Genomic DNA, 20,988 nt, shown 5'->3' on the forward strand with positions numbered 1-20,988 from the left:
ATTTGTCCATATTAAGGTATTTATATTAAGGTATTTCCTTGCTAATCCCATCGTTCACTCCTTGAACTTAGAATTGGTTTGATTTTGAAGAATTAAAAGCTTAGACAAGGCACTCAAGGTTTCAAGTTTGAGTGACTGTCCATATTAAGGTATTAAGGTATTAAGGTAGTCCATATTAAGGTATTAAGGTACATGAGTGACTGTCCATATTAAGGTACGTTGGAAGGCATTGTTTGGTACTCCTAATGTCGGTGTAGGAGGCGGTTGGAGCGAGTAAGCAGCAGCCATCTATTTAACATTTTCAAAAAGCGGGCAGGCATCGATATTTGATATGCCTGCCTTTTATGAGAGACAAGACGATGACTAATAAAAAACTTGAACGTTCGAGACGGTGTCCGGCTTGCGGGTGGAAGTTCCCGATATCTAAAGTTAGTGCTCCAATAGACAGAGTTGATGGTAAAACATTCAACTGTCCAGATTGCAAAACTGCGTTGGTATATCGAACAGAGTCTGGGCCGATGTACCGTATTTTCACTCTAATGACCATTCCAGCTGTCACCTTAATGTTTTTATATAGAGATAGCGCTTTATTAGAAACAATAGGAGCATTTGTTATATTGCCACTGGCTATTATTGCCGCTGTTATATGGCGTCGCAGTGAGTTTATCGAACTTGTGAAATGACAGACAGAGAGTCTCAATCACTTCGTATAAATGGCACTCTGAGCTCCAAAAAGGAATGAAGAGTGCCATATTTGGTGAGCATTATGGTCATGGCCTTACTGTTACGCTAAAAATTCAACGCAAGTCCCACTCTTAGGTAATGGGCTTTTTCGGAGTACTTATACAGCTCTTCTAGGTAACCGGCATGGTACGAAAAAATAATGGGTAGCTGAACTTCACTGGTTACGTGTAGGTGTGAGGTAAAACTCAAATCAAAGGTGTTATTCGTACCCATGTCGCCGCCCCAAATTTCTCCCGAGCGATATCTTAGTGATAGCGTACTTGGGCCACCCAATAGCTTAAATATTCTGTCCTCAATTGAAAATTGGCTGACAAAAGTAATGTCGGTGCCTTGGTAATCTTCTAGTTGGTCGAGTCGTTTGGTGACATCCCAAAACACCTCATCTTCAGGATCGCCTAGTACCTTTCTAAACTTTAGATGAATGTCAAAGCAAGAGAGCTTTGAGTGGCAATCTTGATACGCTACATTGTTTAAGTTGACACGATATACACCGCCGACTGCTAAAAAATCACTGCCACGACTAACCGTTTCTGTTGCCATTTGTAGGTAATAATAGTTGTCTATGTCTGGGTGATCCTGTGCATATTCAGCTTTATTGTCTCTGGCAATGCTCAGTAAGGTCGGCAGAGAGTCGGTTGTTTGTCCGTTAGATTCGTGTTCTAACGATAGGCGCCACTCTATAACACCATCACGTTTAACGGTGCCCCACGCTAGTTGTAGCCCAGGGTTGTAGCGCCGACCCACAACGGGTCCTGAGTTGCGAGTGCCGAGATAAAAATCAAACTCTCCCGAGAAAGAGAAGGCCGCATTCCAGTCGAAGTCGCCTTCTTTTTCGAAGTTCATATCTCTGCCAAAAACATATTTAAAACTGTATTGCACATCCAAAGCACCATCTAAATCATTGCCCCGACCATAGTCTACGTATATTTCGGTTCCCTCAAAGGGCTGAATATTTCTGAAAAACGACTCCTGTGGGGGAGATTGTTCATCCTTTTCCTTATGTCGTTTCTCAGGCAGGCTCCCTGAAAGCTGGGGGGCGGCGGTACACACGTTACTTAAGAGTAACAAGCAAAATAGGGGGTATAGTAAATAGCGGTGCATTATATACATTCCTTTGATTGTGGTTGATATGAGTTAGAAAATCATAGTTAACAATAAGTTAAGCATAAAATAAAAAAGCTGTTTGATTTTTGCGCGAATTTATAGGGGTGAAGTATTCTTTAGATGAAAAACGCGTGCTTATCGCAATAATCACTTTATTAACTAGATGTTTGGGTTATAGTAATGTTTTGTTAACCAAAGTATTGCTGTTGCTTTATTGGTTGTGCGGCAAGTGTTAAATCCATGATAAAACAAAAACAAGTAAAGCTGGCTATGTTAGCTGTGCTGGGCCTCGCGTTTAACGCAGTGGCTCAAATAAAAATTGCGGTAGTGGGTAAAACTAAAAACGATACGTTTTATGAGCAGTCTTTTCATGGCTGTCAGGCGTTTGCCAAACAACATAAAAACCTGACATGTATTTATGAAGGCGCAGATGATTATCAAGATGTGCGCACTCAGGTTTTAATCGTAAAAGAACTGGTTGAGCAAGAGATTGACGGTTTATTGATTTCCACTACCGACTCAACTTATTTGGTTGAAGGCGCGCTCAAAGAAGCCAAAGAAAAGGGCATCCCAGTGATCACCTTTGACTCTGATTTATTGACTCAGCATCACGCATATCGACTGGCCTATGTCGGCACCAATAACTTTGACTTTGGTAAAGCATTGGCAGAGGTGGCCAAAAAATATAAAACAGAGCCATTGCAAGCGGTGTGTATTCAATCGGGTCATCAAACAACTCCTAACCTAAATGAGCGTATTCGTGGTGTAAGGCATGCGCTATTTGGCAATGATCAGCAGCGGCTATCAGCCACTCATGGGTGGCGTGAATATGAGCGTTGCCCACTTTATACCATGGGGCGCAGAGAGGATGCGTTGAGCCAGTTACTCAATATTATTAAACAGCCTAAACCTCCTATATTTCTGGCGGTGGCGGGGTTTGCACAGTTCAACAGCGATTATATTGAAGCACTGACACCGTTCAAAGAGCAGATAGCCAATGGCACATTGACCATCGTGTCTGCTGATACAGAAAATGTGCAATTACAGGCCTTAGCGAAAGGGTTGTCCACCGAAAATATTGGTCAAAACCCATTTGCAATGGGAAAACTGGGCGCGAGTTTACTTTTTGACGTGATCACAAAAGCAAAAGCGCCGAGTCAGTCTCAATATTTTCTAGATTATCATTATTGCCACCAGGCTAATGCGACAACCTGTACCACAAATCATTGATGGGCATTTTTGCTTGTGCTGATACTTAAGTGTGAAGCTCTAGGTGTGTAGTCAGTGATTTGGTTTGGCATTGTGATATGTTGATTCTATACTCAATCTAATTTCGACCAGTCTTTCGATAAGCAAATGCCACAGTGTGGCTCACAGAGAAATCATCAAGATGGAAAACGCCGTTAAGCAAGCCGCAGGAGAGCCTGTCTCACTATTTAAGGTGATGATTTTACCCATCTTAATCATGATAATTGGACTGTTTTACGGCAAGGTACAGTTTGAGGAGCAACAGTCTTTACGCCAGCAAAAAATACATCAGGCGTTACATCTTCGGCTAGAGCAAATTACCGAGGGTGTTCAGCAGCGCGTTGCATTATATCAATACGGTATTATTGGTTTGAGGGGCGCGGTTTCAGCAACGGGAGAGAACAAGTTTGATTACGCTGCGATGCAGCGTTACATGAGTGCTAGAGATTTCACCAGAGAGTTTCCAGGAGCTAGAGGGATTGGTGTAATTCGTTTAGTGGAGCCGCATGAACAAGCTGAGTTTGTCGAGCAAGCAAAGCAACAACGGCCAGACAAATCCTTCCAAGTCAAACAGCTTACCCCTCATAATAAAAACCGTTTTATCATTCAATTTATTGAACCAGAGCGACGCAATGCCAGTGCCGTAGGTTTGGATATTGGTTCGGAGTCGATGCGTCGGCGAGCTGCTTTAGAGGCTGCGATGAGTGATGAACCTCGATTAACAGCGCCCATCACTTTGGTTCAAGCCAATAATAAAGCGCAGCAGGGCTTTTTGATTTTAATGGCGATATATCGCTCAGATGTGTCATTCAAAGCAAGTGAGCGATTGAAGCATGTTGTGGGATGGAGTTATGCGCCAATTTTAATTGATGAAATTCTCTCGTCCATGCGTTCGTTAAGTGACGATATTGTCATGCACATTGCCGATGTGACGCCAGATGACGGCATTGTTTTTTTCACTCACGGGGATAATAACCATCAACTGAGTGAGTATAGCCAGAACAAGCGTTTGGCATTGTTTGGTCGCCAATGGCAAGTGTCTCTAAGTGCAACACCTGCGTTTATTTACGGGCTTGAGTTAAAACGCCCGCTACAATCCGCTATTTGGGTGATTGGCTTGTCATTCTTGTTGGCTATTCTGGCGTTTAGTATTCAATCGGTGTTACTCAAAAAACGTCAGCTTAAACAACAGCGTTTGGAAGCGGCAAAGGCCAAAGGCGTCGCGCTGGAACAAGCCAATATTCATTTAGAGCAAGAGGTTGCACTGCGCACTAAGCAGGCCAGTGAAATTAATATGCTTCAACAAAGTATTTTAACCTCAGCCAGCTATGCCATTATCGCCACCGACGAGCAAGGCGTTATTACCTTGTTTAACCCAGCAGCCGAGCGGCTATTAGGCTATCAGGCGAGTGAGCTCGTGGGTCAGGCGAGCCCTGCGGTATTTCATTTGGAAAGTGAGGTTATAGAGCATGGCCGCGTGCTCAGCAAAGAGTTGGGGGTGGACATTGCTCCTGGCTTTGAGTGCTTTGTTGCCAAAGCTAGAACGGGAGTGATTGATACCAACCGCTGGACCTATATCACCAAGCGTGGTGAGCATATTCAAGTTAGGTTGAGTATTACCGCTTTGACCGATGAACAGCAGCAAGTGTTTGGATTTTTAGGCATTGCTTATGATTTGACGGAACAACTGAATCACGAGCGAGCGCTTTCTGAAGCCAAAGAACTCGCGGAGCAAGCCACTAATGCAAAATCTGAGTTTTTGGCAAACATGAGCCATGAGATCAGAACTCCCATGAACGGGCTGTACGGTACGTTACAGTTATTAAAAGCAGAGCCTTTGCGTGCTCAGGGACAAGAACTGCTAGAAAAAGGAATTTATTCAGTTAAAGCATTGCGCACTATCATTAATGATATTTTAGATTTTTCCAAGATAGAAGCTGGCAAGCTGACGCTCGAAGAGCAGCCATTTAGCCTTATGCGGCTAGTTGAAAACCTTAAATCCGAGTTATCGGTGACCGCAGTTGCAAAGGGTATTAGTATAAGATTTGATATCGATGTGCTGAGCGATTATTGGTTGGGTGATGAGGTGCGTGTACGCCAGATTTTGCTAAACCTTGTATCTAATGCGATTAAATTTACCTCCGAAGGACAAGTTGAGGTATTGATCCGTGAGTTGCCACAAAGCGAACATTTGGTATTTCATGTCATAGACAGTGGCATTGGCATGAATGAGGCAGAGAAAAGCCGTCTGTTCCAACGGTTTGAACAGGCCGATAAATCAACCACTCGTAAATATGGCGGCACGGGCCTAGGGTTGGCGATTACTCACTCTTTGGTGAGCATGATGCATGGTAGCATTGATGTGCAAAGCGAACCAAACAAGGGCAGTGTATTTAATGTCACTCTACCTTTGCAAAAATCACATCAAAAGCCAGCCACAGCGCCTTTAGAGATGCCCATTTTAGACCTAGCAGGTGTTGATATACTGGTAGCCGAAGATAACGATATTAATCAGGTTGTTGTGAAAGCCATGTTAGCTTCAACCAAAGCGCGGGTCACGTTGGTCAATAATGGTCTTGAAGCGGTCGAAGCGGTTAAAGCACACACACCAAGTCTGATCCTAATGGATATTCAAATGCCACACATGGATGGTGTTGAAGCTTGCAAGCAGATCAAGCAATTAGCCCCTGAGTTACCGATTATTGCGCTTACAGCCAATGCCTATGAAGAAGATAAGCGCTTATATGAACAGGTGGGTTTTGATGGTTATGTGGCAAAACCCGTGGAACAAAATGAGTTGTTGTTTCAAGTCGGTGAGCTGTTGGCAAGACGTGATGGCAAAGCGAGCTGAATGCCTTAGATGCTGCTAAAGCCTAATACGCAGCAACTACATGTGTACTTAGGCTGATTTATTATCTTATTTCCAAGTACTTAAGGTGCTTTTTTAAGGTGAAAAGTGGTATGGTGCCTGCGTATTTCACATTGACATATTTTTATATGTTAATTAACATTTCTGTGATTTATCAGTCGGTACAGCGTGCCTGCTAGCACCAAAGTGGGGCAAGTCATGATATTTATCCTATGGATGTTCAATGTGGCTAGTGATCATAGCCCTACCGTGTGAAATATTACTGATAATATAAACAGCGCTTGTATAGAAACTCGAATGTTCATATTTTTTCGAGGTAAATACATTGGGTTTATACAAAGAACTACAAATGCAAACCCATATTCACTCGTGTCGTTTTTAGGCTGTGAAAACAATTGTGCCACGCAATGTGTAGTTGCTAATACACTGCACCCGCATGCATGACAGGGTTTTTAGATAACCCAACAGGCTTAATGACGTATCGCACCATTTTATCTATGTGGAGGAAGCAACAGGATGCAACCCATACTAATTTTTATTGTGTTAATGATGATTGCCATGGCATTAGCTGTGGGCATGATTGTGCAAGGACATGGCTGCAATCGTGCTGAGTTTTGGCTTCGAAGTTTCTTTATCAAGGGAGAGCCTGAGGAGCAAGTGCCTGAAAAAATTCAAAATACAGCTTATTACCTAATGCTTGAACTAGGCGATTTATTGGAAGGTGATAAGGACATGGATCAATATTACGGCGTTAAAACGGTATTTAATCAAGTGAGTGCGCTACGGGCAGAAACTTTAGCTCACGGTACTAAGGTGCCACTTCGCCCTGATGAAGCACCTAGTTATTTAAAAGTTGTTAAATAGCGACCTACTGAGCCATCAAAGGCTGGTTGAGTGGCTAGTTACCCAATGGAAGGTGGATAAAGACTTCGGTACCTAGATTATCATCTGTGCGAAAGGCCACCGTTCCATTTTGTGCTTCAACCAGCAATTTAGCGATGTAAGTACCCATACCCAACCTTCCGGGTTTGCCAAAACTGACGAACTTGTCAAAGAACTGCTCTCGAACCTGTATTGGAATCGTATCCGAGTTATGTATGGTGATCACTACATGGTCTTCACTTTGACTGGCGTTGACATTGATACTAGGCCTGTTTTTTGAAGCTTCAAGGGCATTTTTTATTAAATGGCTCAACAACGTATGGGTGAGCGTTAATTCGCCGAGGTACTCCAGATCAGCGGCTATGGAGGTATGTACACTCAACTGCTGCTGTTTGAGCATGCTGGCTAGGCTAGCTAACACGTCATCAACGACGCATTGTAGGTTATGTGACTGAGGGTTAAGTTGATAATCATTGCGCTCAATTTTGCCAAGCGCAGCCACGCTATCAAGGTGAAGTTGTAACTGTGTACAGCTGTGTTTAATTTCATCAAGATAGTGTTTGGCTTTTTCCGGCTGATGTAAGTGAGTTGATAATAACTCGCAAGAATACTGCATATGTGACAGCGGTTTGACGAGCTCATTTTGGTTCAGGTGATCAAATTCATCTCTGAGTCTGGTATTTTCGAGCATTGTATCGATTTGGGCGCGCATTAAGCGGTTTGACTCAATGCCACGACAGTGCGCTTGCACTCTGGATTTAACGATTGCCGGGTTGGCGGGCTTGGTTATGTAGTCTACCGCACCCAAAGATAACCCTTTAATCACATGTTCTGTTTGTTCTAAAGCGGTTAGAAATATGACGGTGATGTGCTGGGTGTTAGGATCGGCTTTGAGGCGACGACACACTTCTAGGCCATCCATTTCTGGCATCATGATGTCCAACAAAACGATATCGGGTTGCGGTTCAGCTGCACAGATCTGTAAGGCTTTTTTACCGTTGAGCGCTGCGCGCACTTTGTAATCTCTACGCAGAATATCGCTGATGACTTTGATGTTGTCAGCAACATCATCCACAATCAGCAATTGTATTTGTTCTTCCTGAGCAGGCGCGGTTATCAGTGATGAATCACCCTGAAACGCGCGAACGGGTCGATTTAAAGCGCGTTGAATACGCGCTTTAAGTTGTTTACTTGAAAAGGGCTTAACTACGAACTCAGAGACACCGCATTGTATTGCACTGACAACATGTGCCTGCTCAATCGTTGAAGACATCATTAAAAAGGGAATTTTCGCGGTACGAGGCGTAGTACGTACTTGCGTCAAAAACTCAATACCAGAGAGCCCTGGTAACTGCCATTCACCGATGATCAAACCGACGTCATTATAGGCAAGCTTTTCAAGAGCATCATTACCATTAGAGCTTTGAATTACTTTTATATTTCCAATTTCATTCAAAACGTTGCTTATCATTGTCCTCACCGCTTCAAACGGTTCTACAATCAATACTGTTAGCGGACTCGCGTGAAAGGCCATAAATACTCGCTACATCATCCAAGGTTGGTCTATTAGTAATAGCATACGAATAATCAGATACACCATGAAGGGTAAATATCCTTAGCTTTATGAAATTACTGTTATAATTTAGGTTTAGCTGCAACAAATGCCATCGGGTCTGATAGCTAAAATACACTTTTAATTTAATACCATAGCCAATCTGGAGTGTCGTGTGAAACTTCCTCAACTGTTTTTAATGCCCATCATGTTTGGTGTGTTGCTGTTGTTTATTGGCTTGAATATAGCCCATGCTACAGACAGTGGTAAGTTAAAAGTTGAGCATATTTCGGCCTATAACGGACTTTCCAACCCTCAAATCTATGCCGTAGCCAGAGACCCTCAAGGGTTTATGTGGTTTGCCAGTGCGGATGGCGTCATGCGTTATGACGGCTATCAATTTGTCACCTACAAAAATGAGTCGAGTCGGGCTGATTCGTTATCTGCTAACAGTGTGGCGACCATTCTGTTTGATAGCCAAGGTCGGATGTGGGCGGGCACTTGGGGTGGGGGCTTGAACCTATTACAAGGTGAGCAGTCATTTGTGCATTTTCGCCATGATCCCGAGCAAGCAGACTCTTTGGGGTCTGACAAAATACAAACATTGTTTGAAAGCCAAGATGGCACCTTGTGGGTTGGCACAAATGGCGGTGGTCTGAATCAGTTAGTAGACGAACAAGGAACCTTTAAACGCTTTCTTTTTGACGAGCAATCACCGGACTTTTCAGGGAAGAATCGTGTCTGGAGCATCAGTGAAGATATGAGCGGAGCCATTTGGCTGGGAACATCTCATGGCCTACATAAGCTGGACAGACAGACTGGTCAATTTGTGAGTTTTGATATGAGTTCTAGTGAGTTAGATCACAATGAAGTCAGGCAGGTGTCTTTTGATGCGCAAGGTAGAATGTGGGTTGCCACACGGCGCAGCTTTGGGGTTTTCAGTGTTGATACTGGGCAGTATAAAATTTTTGATTTACCTGAAGGTGGCCTACCCAGTGTGTCAAAAATGCTACACCATCAAGGGGAGATTATTTTATCAACCTTTGCGGGAATTTATCGTTTTTCAATTATTAAACAACGATTTGTAAATACACCCCATGTTTCGGAACTGGCATTGTTATCTAGCCGTGATGTGCGTCAGGTTTTGATTGATGAGACCGGCTTGCTATGGGCCGCAACGCGCTATTCTGGGATCATCAAGGTATATCCAAATCCCCCCATGTTTACGTCGCATCAAAACTACTTGCAAGATTACTTGCTGTCAGGCTTGTTCAGGCAGGTTTTAAGTATGGCTGAGGCTCGCCAAGGGGGAGTATGGCTGGGCACCGGCCGAGGCTTGGTGCACTTTGATGGCAAACAGACATTTACTCCTTTCGTTGGTCGTGATGTGTTGACTGGTGACTACCGCCTAAGAGTTCATAAGCTTGCTCGAAATCAATATGGTCAACTTTTTGCTGCCACCAATTTTGGCTTGTACCGTGTTGATGAGCAAAGCAAAGAGCTTCATGCTGTGGATTTGTTTTGGCTGTCCGACCCTCGTCACTCTGTCGAAGATATTAGTTTTGATCAACAGGGATGGGCATGGTTGGCGCTGTCTGGACAAAACGCTGTGACGCGTTGGCGCATCGGCAGTGAACAATACACGACCTTGGTGCCAAATGTGGATGCCAATTTCGTCTTTATTGACAGCGAACAGCGAGCCTGGATAGGGACTGATGGTGAAGGCGTGTTTAGGGTAACAGCCAATGGTCGTGAATCTGTACAGTTTATAGCACATAGTGATGAGGCCAGTTTGAGTGACAATTATGTCAATCAGGCGATGGAGTATGATTCAAAAATATGGCTTGCAACCAATAACGGACTAACCAGTTATGACCTTAAAAGCCGGCAATTTATGCGCTATGCCAACACTGCTTCCGAGGCATCATTTGCTATTAAGTCCATGATTGCAGACAAACAAGGGTATCTATGGCTGGCTACCTCAAGTGGTATATACAAGCTAGATACACAAACGCATGCCTTCCATCATTTTACCGTACACGATGGTCTGGCGAACAATCACTTTCTTGCGCGATCACAAACAACTAGCCAAGGGCAGATCTTGTTCGGCAGAGTCGATGGTATCACGCGTTTTGTGCCTGAGCAGGTGGGAGTAAACCGGAAAATACCTAAGCTTGTGTTTACACAGGCGTGGATTGATGAACAAAGCGTGAGAGATTTTACTCAGCCAATAGTCATGACGCCAGATAACCACAGTTTACGTGTACATTTTTCAGCACTGGATTATCAGTCCACCCTAGACAACCGATATCGCACTTGGCTAGTTGGATACCACAGTGATTGGAGTGATATTACCACTGATCACACCGTCACCTATCGAGACTTACCACCGGGTGAGTATGAATTGCGTATTCAAGGCAGTAATAACCACGGAGTATGGAACCGTCAGGGTATTTCAATCAAAGTAATACGCAGTCCTGCTTGGTATCAAACCCTATGGTTTCAAATTTCTCTGCCGGTGTTGTTGCTACTATTCATCAGCGCTGCGGTGACGTTACGCTTTAGGCGCTTGAGTAATGCCAGCATGCGTTTGGAACAACGGGTAGCGCAACGAACGCAGGAAATTGTCGTGCTGGCTGAAGTGGGTAAGGATGCGGCTGCAAGCCATGATATGCGCGCGATTTGCCACACGATATATACGCATCTGCGCGCGACATTAACATGTGACTTCTTTGCCGTCGGGGTCTATCACGAAAAGGGCAAATGTGTGGACTTCATTTTTGCACAGCAAAATGACCGTCCGCTATCCGTATTGGAACTGTCTGTTAAGGATGCACAGACGATAGAAAGCTATAGCATTAAGCACAACACCGAGTTGCTGCTAGACAGCGACGCCTGTTGGCAGGGGTATGGGTTACAGGCTGATGACAGCCTAAATGGTGCGAAAACTCAAACGGCATTTTGTATGCCATTGATTGTGGATGGCAAAGTACTGGGAATTTTTACCCTACAGTCCAATGATGAGCAGGCCTATAGCGATGCTCAATTGAGTATTCTAAGAGTGGTGGGGAATCACTTGGCTGTGGCGCTTGGCAATTCGCTGTCTTACAGTGAACTTAAAGATGCAGAACAACGCTTAGAGCTTGCCATGCAAGGTGCGAATGCGGGTATGTGGGAGTGGGATAGTTATAAAGATATTTTAGTGACTAACAGCACTTGGTCATCCATGCTGGGTTATTTGGATGATGAACTAGAGCAAAAATATGGCAAAAGTGTTGCTCGCTGGCGTGCCTTGATCCATCCGGATGACTTTGATCACGTACAGGATACCTTGATTGCCTATCTAAAAAAACAAACCTCTATGTTTCGTTGTGAATATCGTATGCGTGCCGCTGACGGTACGTGGAAGTGGATCTTAACGATTGGCCGCAGTATGCAACATGATGCCAGTGCCCAAAATAAGAGCATTTTTGGTATCAATATGGATATCTCAGATGCGAAGCAATTAGAAGCGGCATTAAAGCAAGCCAAGGAAACCGCAGAGAGTGCCACACAGGCTAAGTCCGACTTCTTGTCTAATATGTCTCATGAAATTCGTACGCCGATGAATGCCATCATAGGCATGAGTTACTTGGTTCTCGATACCGAACTGGATCGTAAGCAGCGCAATTACGTTGAGAAAATTCACCGTAGTGGCGAGTCTTTACTCGGCATTATTAACGACATTCTCGACTTTTCTAAAATTGAAGCCGGCAAGCTAGACATTGAACTTGTACCTTTTTCCATTGAAGAAGTACTCTCAAACTGCGTTGATGTACTCAGTATGAAGGCCAGAGAAAAAGGGCTGATGATCAATGTTTCATTAGACCCACATATTCCCCAAAAGCTACAGGGCGACCCGTTACGCATCGGTCAGGTGTTACTCAATCTTGGTAGCAACGCAGTCAAGTTTACCGAGCAAGATGGACAAGTCATGATTAATGTCACCCTTGAGCAACAGTTAGATGATCAGGTGACGCTGGCTATTGCTGTCATTGATTCTGGTATAGGCATGACCACCGAGCAACAGCAGCGAGTGTTTGAGTCTTTCAATCAGGCGGATTCATCCATTACGCGTAAATACGGTGGTACGGGACTGGGTTTGGCAATCAGTCAGAAATTGGTCACACTGATGGGAGGTAAAATCGACTGTCAAAGTACGCCTGAGATAGGCAGTACTTTCTGTTTTACTTTGTCTTTGCAATGCCTTACAGATGAGCAGATAACAAAGCCCCATTTAGCGATTAAAAATGCCCTCATCGTTGATGATGATCAGTACGCAAGTCGAGTGTTGTCTACATACTTACACCATGCAGGCATACAAACACACTATTACAGTGCAAATCAAACAGAGCAACTTTTCGAACAGTTTGCGCAGACCGATATAATTTTTGTCGACCAACAGGCTCAGCACCTCATTACCTCGTACAAAGAGCATAAACCCAGTGGCTTGGTCGCTTTGATGGCACCTTACGATACACACCATTTAGAGCAAGTAATAGACGATGACGACAGTATATTATTAGCAAACCGATTTTCCCAACCCCGTTATATTCGTACTTGCAGACGTTATGCGGCGAAAAAAAACCAGAACAGCCTGTGAATTCTGAGGATTCAATGAGTCAACCACTCGCTGGGATCAGCCTGCTACTTGTAGAAGATAATGAATTAAATCAAGAGCTCGCAGTCGCATTGTTGACTAAGCAGGGGGCTAAGGTAACAGTCGCCGGCAATGGGAAACAGGCACTAAGTACACTACAAACGCACACGTTCGATGGTGTGCTGATGGATTGTCAAATGCCGCACATGGATGGCTACGAGACCACGCGACAAATACGTGCTCAAACAAACTTAGCGCAACTACCGATTATCGCCATGACAGCAAGTGTGACCAAAGATAACCAGCATGCTGTTAAAGCGTGTGGTATGAACGATATTATTTTTAAGCCGATTGATATTGCCCATATGGTTTCCACCATACAGCAATGGGTTAAGCCCAGCACGGTCAATCATGACACCAAACCGATTAAGGTAAGTGAGCAGGATGTCACTGTATTCACTGATATTCATGGCTTAAATCCAAGGCAAGGACTACATATAACAGGTGGTGATCTGGCCTTGTATATACAACTGCTAAAACGCTTTGTTGATAAGCAAAATTCACTGCTAGATGAGTATGAACAGATGATGTCTTTATACCCTGTTGAAGAACTATCAGAAGCCGAGCCCACAGCTTCTGCCTTAGCATTGAATTGGGCGCATACTCTAAAAGCGCTGGCAGGGAATATAGGTGCCTATGAATTACAGGGGGCTGCGGCTGAATTGGAACAAGCCTGTATGCAGCATACATTAAAACTGAGACCCTATATTGACCGAGTGGGCCAACAGATCGCACCATTGATCAGCGGTATTAAACATGCCCTGCGTGCATTAAAGCCTCATTATAAAGCTGCTGACAAAACGCTAAATACAGCACTCAATACCGCACAGGTGAGCAACAAACTGGCAAGCTTAGCAACCATGTTAGAAGACAGCGATACCGATGCAGCGGATGTTGTGGAAGAGCTGCTGGGCATTATGCATGATGAACGCTGCAAAGGTTATTTGCTGAAATTGAGTAATGTTTTGGATGAATACGACTTTGATGCGGCGAGTGAGTTAATGCTAAAACTCATGAGCCAATGGCAGGTAACGCGTCAAGACGACGAGAGTGAGTAGCACTTAGTTATATGGTTCGACCTGAATGGGTTCGGCCTGAATGGGTTCGACCTGAATGGGTTCGACCTGAATGGGTTCGACCCGAATGGGTTCGACCCGAATGGGTTCGACCCGAATGGGTTCGACCCGAATGGGTTCGGCCCGAATGGGTTCGACCTGAATAGCCGCTAAAAGAGGGGCGACGTTTGCACGACGCCCCATGGTACGGTGCTCAGCAGCACTGTGCCTACAGAGCATTATAAGCTTATGCTAAAACTGAGTTTAACGTTACGCTCTTCCCCTGGCATTCCACCTAGGAACATCGCTTTACTGTAGTACTTTTTGTTAAAGAGGTTGTTTAGATTAAGTTGTACAGTCCAGTTGTCAGCCGCGTAGCTCAATGCAGAGTCAAACACCGTGTAACTGGGGACATACCCGTCAGGGATACCGAATGATGTTGAATGCGTACTTCGTTTATCAACATAATTTGCACCAACACTGAATTCTAGTGGGTGTGACAACGCAGCCCATTGCTGAGAGTAGCTTAGCCAAGTACCAGCACTAATATACGGCACACCTTTTTGGCGGCTGTTATAAGTTGTTTTATTGTTTGGATTGGTTTTATCACGAGCATCTTGATAGACGGCATTTACATTGAGCTTCCAGTGCTCATCTAGGTGCGCATTTAAATCCAATTCAACGCCTTTAGTTTGCTCTTTACCATTGTAGAAATAGCGAGGCACATCCGCAGCGGACACCGCATCGTCATAATCAGGGTTGTTATATTGTAGATTTGTGCGGGCACTCTCAAACACCACCAGTGATGCAAGTAGCTGATCGTCGAATGCTTTGAAGCGTAAGCCAATATCATTACTCAGTGATTCAGAATCATCACGGTCTTGCTGCGTGCCAGATACGCTATCAAGAATGCCGTAAGCTGTTCGACCTTTTGCATGGTTGATAAACACCGAAAGGTTATCGGTTGGCATGTAGGTTAAACCCAGATTGTAAGTGGCGCCTTTGTCAGAGGTGTTTTGTTCAGGTGTCGGCTGTGCTGCACTGGCGCGATAACGAGCATCGACACCAAAATGTTCGTAGCTTTGCTTAATTTCGTTAAATGCCACACCAACACGGGTGGTAAAGCCATTATTAAAATAGGCGACATGCTGTACCCCAGTGCCCCAAGCGCTGACGGTTTTATTGTAGTTGGCGGTATTAAGTGGGTCATGATCCTCGAAGCTGCCCTGCGCCCAATTAGGTGTTCTAATATCTAAGATATAAGGTAATGTGCCCTGATATATCACTTCACCCTGTTTATTTTTAATCACTTTGTCCGCATCATAAATGGAATATTGCTTGAAGCGAATATCACGATCTTCATAGTTGGCGTTGATCAGTAGTTCTTGATTTATATCTGCAAAATTAAAGTCATATCGCAGATCGGCGAAGTATTGCCATGAACGCTCGTCTGCACTGACCTTACGATATTCCTGACGTCTTGCTGCAAAAGGGTACAGTTGTCCATCTAGGACTAAGGGCGCACGAGGGGAGGCGTTGATAGTACCGTTGCGGTTCCAATAAACGTAGTTGTAAGCGCCCGTTTGACGGGCAAACCCAGTGTCATACTCTCGGTATTGAAGTTGCTGATTTAAGAACAGGTTGTCAGTCAAATAAAGGGTATGCGTTAACTTAACGCGTACTTCTTCTCCTTGGTTGTCACTGGCCATCGGGGAGATAAGTCCAGCGTGACCAAATGAGTAGGGTGTCAGTCCATCATTTGCCGCCAATGAACTTGCTAATTGCTTGCGCTGGTCGTCACTCAATTGGATACCCGCCCCGTTAGGGTCATTGATTAAATCCTCCCAAGTGACTTGTCCTGCCGATTGGTTACCAACAGATTCAGCATTGTAGATACGAATAGGGTGTCCAATCGAGTCAACGGCAATGCTATCTTTGATATAAGCGGTGGCAAGCGTTAAATCTTGTTTGTCGTCAAGCAAATAGCGAAATGACAAGTAGGCCTCATCACGGTCATTGTTTAGCGCTCGAAAGCCGTCACTACGCTCATGTTTGGCGACAAAACGATATGCTAACTGCTCTGTGATACCGCTGGTTGAGTCCAAGCTCATGGCATAGCTTTGCCATTGGCCTAGTTCAATGTGCATGGTATTGTGCTGCTCAAACTGAGGTTTTTTCTCAATTAAGTTAATAACCCCACCCGCGCTACCCATGCCGTATAAACCAGTGGCTGGTCCTTTTAATACCTCAACAGATGCAACATTAGTCAACGATCGGGTTGGGTTGAAAGTGTTGCCGAGTCCCGCGCCGCCATACATGCCATCGTAGGTATAGTTTGCGCCTAAACCTCGCACAACAAGGTTGTCACCAATACCATAGTTGTTGCCAGCATGCGTGACCCCACTGATATTGCGAACCAAGTTCTGTAAGTTATTGGCACCTTGTGCTTTGATCATGGCTTCGTCAATGATGACGACCGCCGCAGGGGTTGCCATTAATGACATGTTCGATTTTGTAGCCAGTCCAGAGTCCATAACCACATCATTTTGTTTGCCATAGACGCTGATGCGCTCCACGGTGGGTTCGCTGTCGTAACGGCTTTGTTCAGCGGCTTGTGCTGTGGCCCCAGCCAAGCATGCTAGGGTAATGAATGATAGGTTAAAAGACTGCATAAAAAATTCCGACTAGAAAACGAGGTTGCGAATATTAATGGTTCTCATTTAGATTGCAACAGAAATCATGTCGAATGAATGACCTTTGTGAGTCATTAAAGCCAAGTTAACAGCACACTTACTTAATCGCGCGTTTTATTACATGAAGCTGATGTTTTATAAATAAAATCTGTCGCATAGTGGTAGAGTTGGGATCAGGCCTTTAAAGCGAGTAGATAGACGTTCTATAATAGAGCCTAATGTCCCGTGTCTTGTTTCTTAAACAACGGGTATCACAGAATATATTTAAGGACTTATTGCATGCACAAAACGCTCATAGTGATCCCCGCCCGATATGGCAGCACCCGTTTGCCGGGGAAGCCATTGTTGAAAATCGCAGGCAAAGAGATGTTATTGCGCGTTGCCGATATTGCGCGTTATGTGTGTGAAACCCAAAGCGAGTGTGACTATGTGGTTGCAACCGATGATGGGCGAATAGTCCAGTTGTGTGAGCAACATCAAGTGCCCTATCTGATGACATCAGAGCAATGTAATAGTGGCACGGAACGCTGTTTTGACGTATTGCAACAACTCACTGAAAAACCAGATTTTATTGTTAACTTGCAAGGGGATAATCCGTTGTGTCCACCTTGGTTTATCAGTGCGTTAATAGAGTCATACAAAGCCAGTGAAGTTGGCGAGGTGTTTACGCCGTATGTGGAACTAACATGGCAAGAGTTAGATAAACTAAGAGAAGTTAAGCAAGTAACCCCGTTCAGTGGCACAACCGTACAGATCAACACAGAGCAACTTGCTCTGACGTTTAGCAAGAATATTATCCCAGCCATTCGTAAGGAAGCGTCGATGCGCCAAACGAGCACACTGTCACCAGTGAAAAGGCATATTGGCTTGTATGGCTATACAGCCAAAGCGTTGGAAGCATATTTTGCTATGCCTGAAAGTACCTATGAGCACTGTGAGGGGTTGGAGCAAATGCGCTTTTTGGAAAATAATATCGCCGTTAAAATGGTCAAGGTCGGCTATCAGGGTCGTACTGGCATGAGTGGAGTCGACAGTCCTGAAGACATTCAGCGAGCTGAGGCTATTATTGCCAGTGATGGTGAGTATAAACTTAACCCGTAACGGCAAACGTATTTGCAATGATATATGGAGTGAGCATTAAGTGCTCCTTGATAACAGGATATTTCCATGACAACACGCTTAATAGTGGTAAGACACGGCAATACATTTTTACCTACAGATACGCCCACCAGGGTTGGCGCTCGTACCGATCTTGATTTGGTTGAAACAAAAAAAGGTACAGCCGTTGGCCAATATTTATTGGCAAATGGTTGGATTCCTCATACCGTTTATGCGGGCCCACTAAAGCGTCATCAACAAACCGCCCAGTTGATATGTGCCGCGTTAGGTTTGCAGGCAGAGCATATTCGCAGTGAGGAATTCTTAAATGAAATTGATTATGGGCCCGATGAAAACAAGACGGAGAATGACGTCATGTTACGTTTGGGTGATGGCAACTTAGATGCGGGCAAAGCTGTGATCGCTCGTTGGAACAGTCATGGAGAAGTCCCTAGCGGTTGGTTGGTAGACCCAGAAGAGCTGCGTCAGGGGTGGTTATCATTTGCTCAGACCATGTTACGTCATCAGCGCGATAAAACCACGTTAATGGTCAGTAGCAACGGCATTATGCGTTTTAGTCATGTGATAGATAATCAGTTTAATGAGAGCAATCTCAAAGTCCCCACAGGTGGGATTTGTATCTTTGAAAATGAAAGTAATCAGGAAGATGGCTGGCGCTGTGTTGCGTGGGGTAAGGTGCCCAAATTATCAGAGTAAAGACAAAGAGCACGATATGTCGTGCTCTTTAAGTAACAATAGAATTCGTTTAGCGAATATCAAAACGATCAGCGTTCATCACCTTGTTCCACGCCAAAATAAAGTCTTGTATAAATTTTATCTTATTATCTTCACAGGCATAGACTTCGCTGATAGCCCGAAGTTGAGAATTTGAGCCAAACACCAGATCAACTCGGGTTGCTTGCCATTTTTGTTGACCTGTTTCTCGACAACGGCCCACAAAGGTTTGTGCTTTGTTATCAACTGGACTCCATTCAGTGTCCATGTCTAGCAAGTTGACAAAAAAGTCATTGTTCAAAGTGCCTGGACGCGTGGTTAATACACCATGTGGACGTTGCTCAAAGTTGGCATTTAACACGCGAAGTCCACCTATCAACACGGTCATTTCTGGTGCCGTTAAGGTGAGTAGTTGGGCTTTATCGATCAGTAACTCCTCAGCCGAGACACTGTATTCATCTTTTTGATAGTTTCTAAATCCATCTGCAATGGGCTCAAGTAAGCCAAATGATTCTACATCGGTTTGTTCAGCACTGGCATCACTGCGCCCAGGGGTAAAGGGAACCACGGCATCAACTCCGGCATCTTTGGCTGCCTTCTCAATTGCAGCGGCGCCTGCCAACACAATCATATCGGCAAGAGAAATGGCTTTGTTACCTGTTTGTGAGTCATTAAAGTTTTGTTGTATCTGACTTAAGGTCATCAGTACTTTGTGCAGTTGCTCCGGCTGATTTACCAGCCACTGATTCTGCGGGGCTAATCTCAACCTTGCTCCGTTAGCACCACCACGGCAATCAGAGCCTCTAAACGTAGATGCGGATGACCAAGCGGTATAAACCAGTTCTGAGACACTCAATCCGGATGCTAGGATCTGTAGACTCAAGTGGTCGATATCGCGTTGATCAACCAGTTCATGATCGACAGCAGGAATAGGATCTTGCCAGATTAAATCTTCATCAGGAACTTCCGGTCCCAAATAACGTGACTTCGGTCCTAAATCGCGGTGTGTGAGCTTAAACCACGCTCGGGCAAACGCATCAGCAAATGCCTCAGGGTTGTTGTGATAGTATTTGGAGATCTCACGGTACTGGGGATCTTCACGCATTGCCATATCGGCAGTGGTCATCATAATTCCCACTCGCTTATTGGCATCTTCGGCATCGGGGGCATGATGGTGTGGCGCCAAATCAACAGGCACCCATTGATGCGCACCAGCAGGGCTCTTAGACAAGGTCCACTCGTAGCCCAGTAGCACATCAAAGTAACTGTTATCCCATTGCGTTGGGGTTGGCGTCCATGCGCCTTCAATACCGCTGGTAATGGTATCTGCACCTTTACCTGAGCCGTACTGGTTGCGCCAACCAAAACCCATTTGCTCTACAGGGGCAGCCTCGGGTTCGGGGCCAACATGAGAGTCAGGTGCCGCGCCATGACACTTACCAAATGTGTGGCCACCTGCGGTTAGTGCAACGGTTTCCGCATCATCCATTGCCATACGTTTAAAAGTTTCGCGGATATCTTTGCCAGAAGCCACGGGGTTTGGATGGCCATCGGGGCCCTCTGGGTTCACGTAAATTAAGCCCATTTGTACGGCAGCTAAAGGGTGCTCAAGGTCCCGTTCACCATAATAGCGACTGTTATCTAACCATTCCTTTTCAATCCCCCAATAAATATCTTCTTCTGGTTCCCAAATATCTTCACGCCCACCGGCAAAGCCGAAAGTTTTTAACCCCATAGACTCCAGTGCGACATTACCTGCGAGGATAAATAGATCGGCCCAAGAAAGACCATTACCATATTTTTGTTTTATGGGCCAAAGCAGGCGGCGTGCTTTATCAAGGTTGGCGTTGTCCGGCCAGCTATTGAGCGGGGCAAAACGTTGATTACCTGTTGCAGCGCCACCTCGACCATCCGCAGTTCGGTAGGTGCCTGCAGCATGCCACGCCATACGTATCATTAAGGGTCCGTAATGGCCAAAGTCTGCAGGCCACCATGATTTCGAATCAGTCATCATTGCGTGTAGGTCTTGTTTTACGGCGGACAAGTCAAGTTGGTTAAAGGCTTTTGCGTAGTCAAATCCTTCGCCCAAAGGGTTCGCTTTTTTGTCATTTTGGTGAAGAATTCTTAAGTTCAATTGATTGGGCCACCAATCGGTATTCTTGGTTCTTTGGTCTCCAAGACGCGTATTACTACCATGCATAACTGGGCATTTACCTGCTGCATTTTCGTTGCTCTTATCCATGCTCTATACCTTATTGACTGAGGTTTAAAAATGACAAAGCACTTAGCTTGTGTGTGCACTCAGCTAA

The 20,988-nt window shown here is 44.8% G+C and carries 12 protein-coding genes; 8 read left to right on the plus strand and 4 right to left on the minus strand.

Annotated elements, in window-relative coordinates:
* The first annotated feature begins 359 nt into the window (after window positions 1-359).
* Window positions 360-683: a hypothetical protein gene (locus tag C2M32_RS20705; RefSeq protein ID WP_234401187.1), complete on the plus strand. Its 324-nt coding sequence runs from the start codon at window positions 360-362 to the stop codon at window positions 681-683.
* A 106-nt stretch (window positions 684-789) separates the two neighbouring features.
* On the opposite strand, the gene C2M32_RS00405 is transcribed toward C2M32_RS20705, so the two are convergent.
* Window positions 790-1,845 carry a hypothetical protein gene (locus C2M32_RS00405; protein ID WP_105166587.1) on the minus strand — a complete coding sequence of 352 codons (1,056 nt, stop codon included), beginning with the start codon at window positions 1,843-1,845 and terminating at the stop codon, window positions 790-792.
* 243 nt (window positions 1,846-2,088) lie between these two features.
* On the opposite strand from C2M32_RS00405, the gene C2M32_RS00410 reads away from it, so the two are divergent.
* From C2M32_RS00410 to C2M32_RS00420, 3 genes are all read left to right on the plus strand, one after another.
* Window positions 2,089-3,078: a substrate-binding domain-containing protein gene (locus C2M32_RS00410; protein ID WP_105166588.1), complete on the plus strand. Its 990-nt coding sequence runs from the start codon at window positions 2,089-2,091 to the stop codon at window positions 3,076-3,078.
* A 160-nt stretch (window positions 3,079-3,238) separates the two neighbouring features.
* Window positions 3,239-5,947 carry a CHASE domain-containing protein gene (locus tag C2M32_RS00415; RefSeq protein ID WP_199886092.1) on the plus strand — a complete coding sequence of 903 codons (2,709 nt, stop codon included), beginning with the start codon at window positions 3,239-3,241 and terminating at the stop codon, window positions 5,945-5,947.
* Between the two features lie 534 nt (window positions 5,948-6,481).
* Window positions 6,482-6,829: a hypothetical protein gene (locus C2M32_RS00420; protein ID WP_105166589.1), complete on the plus strand. Its 348-nt coding sequence runs from the start codon at window positions 6,482-6,484 to the stop codon at window positions 6,827-6,829.
* 34 nt (window positions 6,830-6,863) lie between these two features.
* Here C2M32_RS00420 and C2M32_RS00425 read toward each other — a convergent pair whose 3' ends face one another.
* Window positions 6,864-8,381, minus strand: coding sequence for a response regulator (locus tag C2M32_RS00425; protein WP_105166590.1), 1,518 nt, complete (start codon window positions 8,379-8,381; stop codon window positions 6,864-6,866).
* A 193-nt stretch (window positions 8,382-8,574) separates the two neighbouring features.
* Here C2M32_RS00425 and C2M32_RS00430 point away from each other — a divergent pair, with 193 nt between their 5' ends.
* Both C2M32_RS00430 and C2M32_RS00435 read left to right on the plus strand, forming a co-directional pair.
* Window positions 8,575-13,041 (plus strand): two-component regulator propeller domain-containing protein, encoded by a 4,467-nt coding sequence (locus C2M32_RS00430; protein WP_105166591.1) that lies wholly within the window; start codon window positions 8,575-8,577, stop codon window positions 13,039-13,041.
* Between the two features lie 14 nt (window positions 13,042-13,055).
* Window positions 13,056-14,156, plus strand: a complete 1,101-nt coding sequence (locus C2M32_RS00435; protein WP_105166592.1) for a response regulator — start codon at window positions 13,056-13,058, stop codon at window positions 14,154-14,156.
* Between the two features lie 236 nt (window positions 14,157-14,392).
* Here C2M32_RS00435 and C2M32_RS00445 read toward each other — a convergent pair whose 3' ends face one another.
* A complete protein-coding gene (locus C2M32_RS00445; protein ID WP_105166593.1) occupies window positions 14,393-16,825 on the minus strand; it encodes a TonB-dependent receptor in 2,433 nt (810 codons plus the stop codon).
* A gap of 300 nt (window positions 16,826-17,125) precedes the next feature.
* Here C2M32_RS00445 and C2M32_RS00450 point away from each other — a divergent pair, with 300 nt between their 5' ends.
* Window positions 17,126-17,947 (plus strand): 3-deoxy-manno-octulosonate cytidylyltransferase family protein, encoded by an 822-nt coding sequence (locus C2M32_RS00450; protein ID WP_105166594.1) that lies wholly within the window; start codon window positions 17,126-17,128, stop codon window positions 17,945-17,947.
* A gap of 66 nt (window positions 17,948-18,013) precedes the next feature.
* Window positions 18,014-18,661, plus strand: coding sequence for a histidine phosphatase family protein (locus C2M32_RS00455; protein WP_105166595.1), 648 nt, complete (start codon window positions 18,014-18,016; stop codon window positions 18,659-18,661).
* Between the two features lie 49 nt (window positions 18,662-18,710).
* On the opposite strand, the gene katG is transcribed toward C2M32_RS00455, so the two are convergent.
* On the minus strand, window positions 18,711-20,921 hold the full coding sequence (katG, locus tag C2M32_RS00460; RefSeq protein WP_105166596.1) for a catalase/peroxidase HPI: 2,211 nt from the start codon (window positions 20,919-20,921) through the stop codon (window positions 18,711-18,713).
* Window positions 20,922-20,988 lie beyond the last annotated feature (67 nt).

The sequence above is a fragment of the Pseudoalteromonas sp. T1lg23B genome (assembly GCF_002964665.1).
Taxonomy (GTDB): domain Bacteria; phylum Pseudomonadota; class Gammaproteobacteria; order Enterobacterales; family Alteromonadaceae; genus Pseudoalteromonas.

Coding starts and splice junctions, on each gene's coding strand:
- C2M32_RS00410 (WP_105166588.1), top strand. CDS start 2,089: ATGATAAAACAAAAACAAGTAAAGCTGGCTATGTTAGCTGTGCTGGGC.
- C2M32_RS00435 (WP_105166592.1), top strand. CDS start 13,056: ATGAGTCAACCACTCGCTGGGATCAGCCTGCTACTTGTAGAAGATAAT.
- C2M32_RS20705 (WP_234401187.1), top strand. CDS start 360: ATGACTAATAAAAAACTTGAACGTTCGAGACGGTGTCCGGCTTGCGGG.
- C2M32_RS00445 (WP_105166593.1), bottom strand. CDS start 16,825: ATGCAGTCTTTTAACCTATCATTCATTACCCTAGCATGCTTGGCTGGG.
- C2M32_RS00450 (WP_105166594.1), top strand. CDS start 17,126: ATGCACAAAACGCTCATAGTGATCCCCGCCCGATATGGCAGCACCCGT.
- C2M32_RS00425 (WP_105166590.1), bottom strand. CDS start 8,381: ATGGCCTTTCACGCGAGTCCGCTAACAGTATTGATTGTAGAACCGTTT.
- katG (WP_105166596.1), bottom strand. CDS start 20,921: ATGGATAAGAGCAACGAAAATGCAGCAGGTAAATGCCCAGTTATGCAT.
- C2M32_RS00420 (WP_105166589.1), top strand. CDS start 6,482: ATGCAACCCATACTAATTTTTATTGTGTTAATGATGATTGCCATGGCA.
- C2M32_RS00405 (WP_105166587.1), bottom strand. CDS start 1,845: ATGCACCGCTATTTACTATACCCCCTATTTTGCTTGTTACTCTTAAGT.
- C2M32_RS00415 (WP_199886092.1), top strand. CDS start 3,239: ATGGAAAACGCCGTTAAGCAAGCCGCAGGAGAGCCTGTCTCACTATTT.
- C2M32_RS00455 (WP_105166595.1), top strand. CDS start 18,014: ATGACAACACGCTTAATAGTGGTAAGACACGGCAATACATTTTTACCT.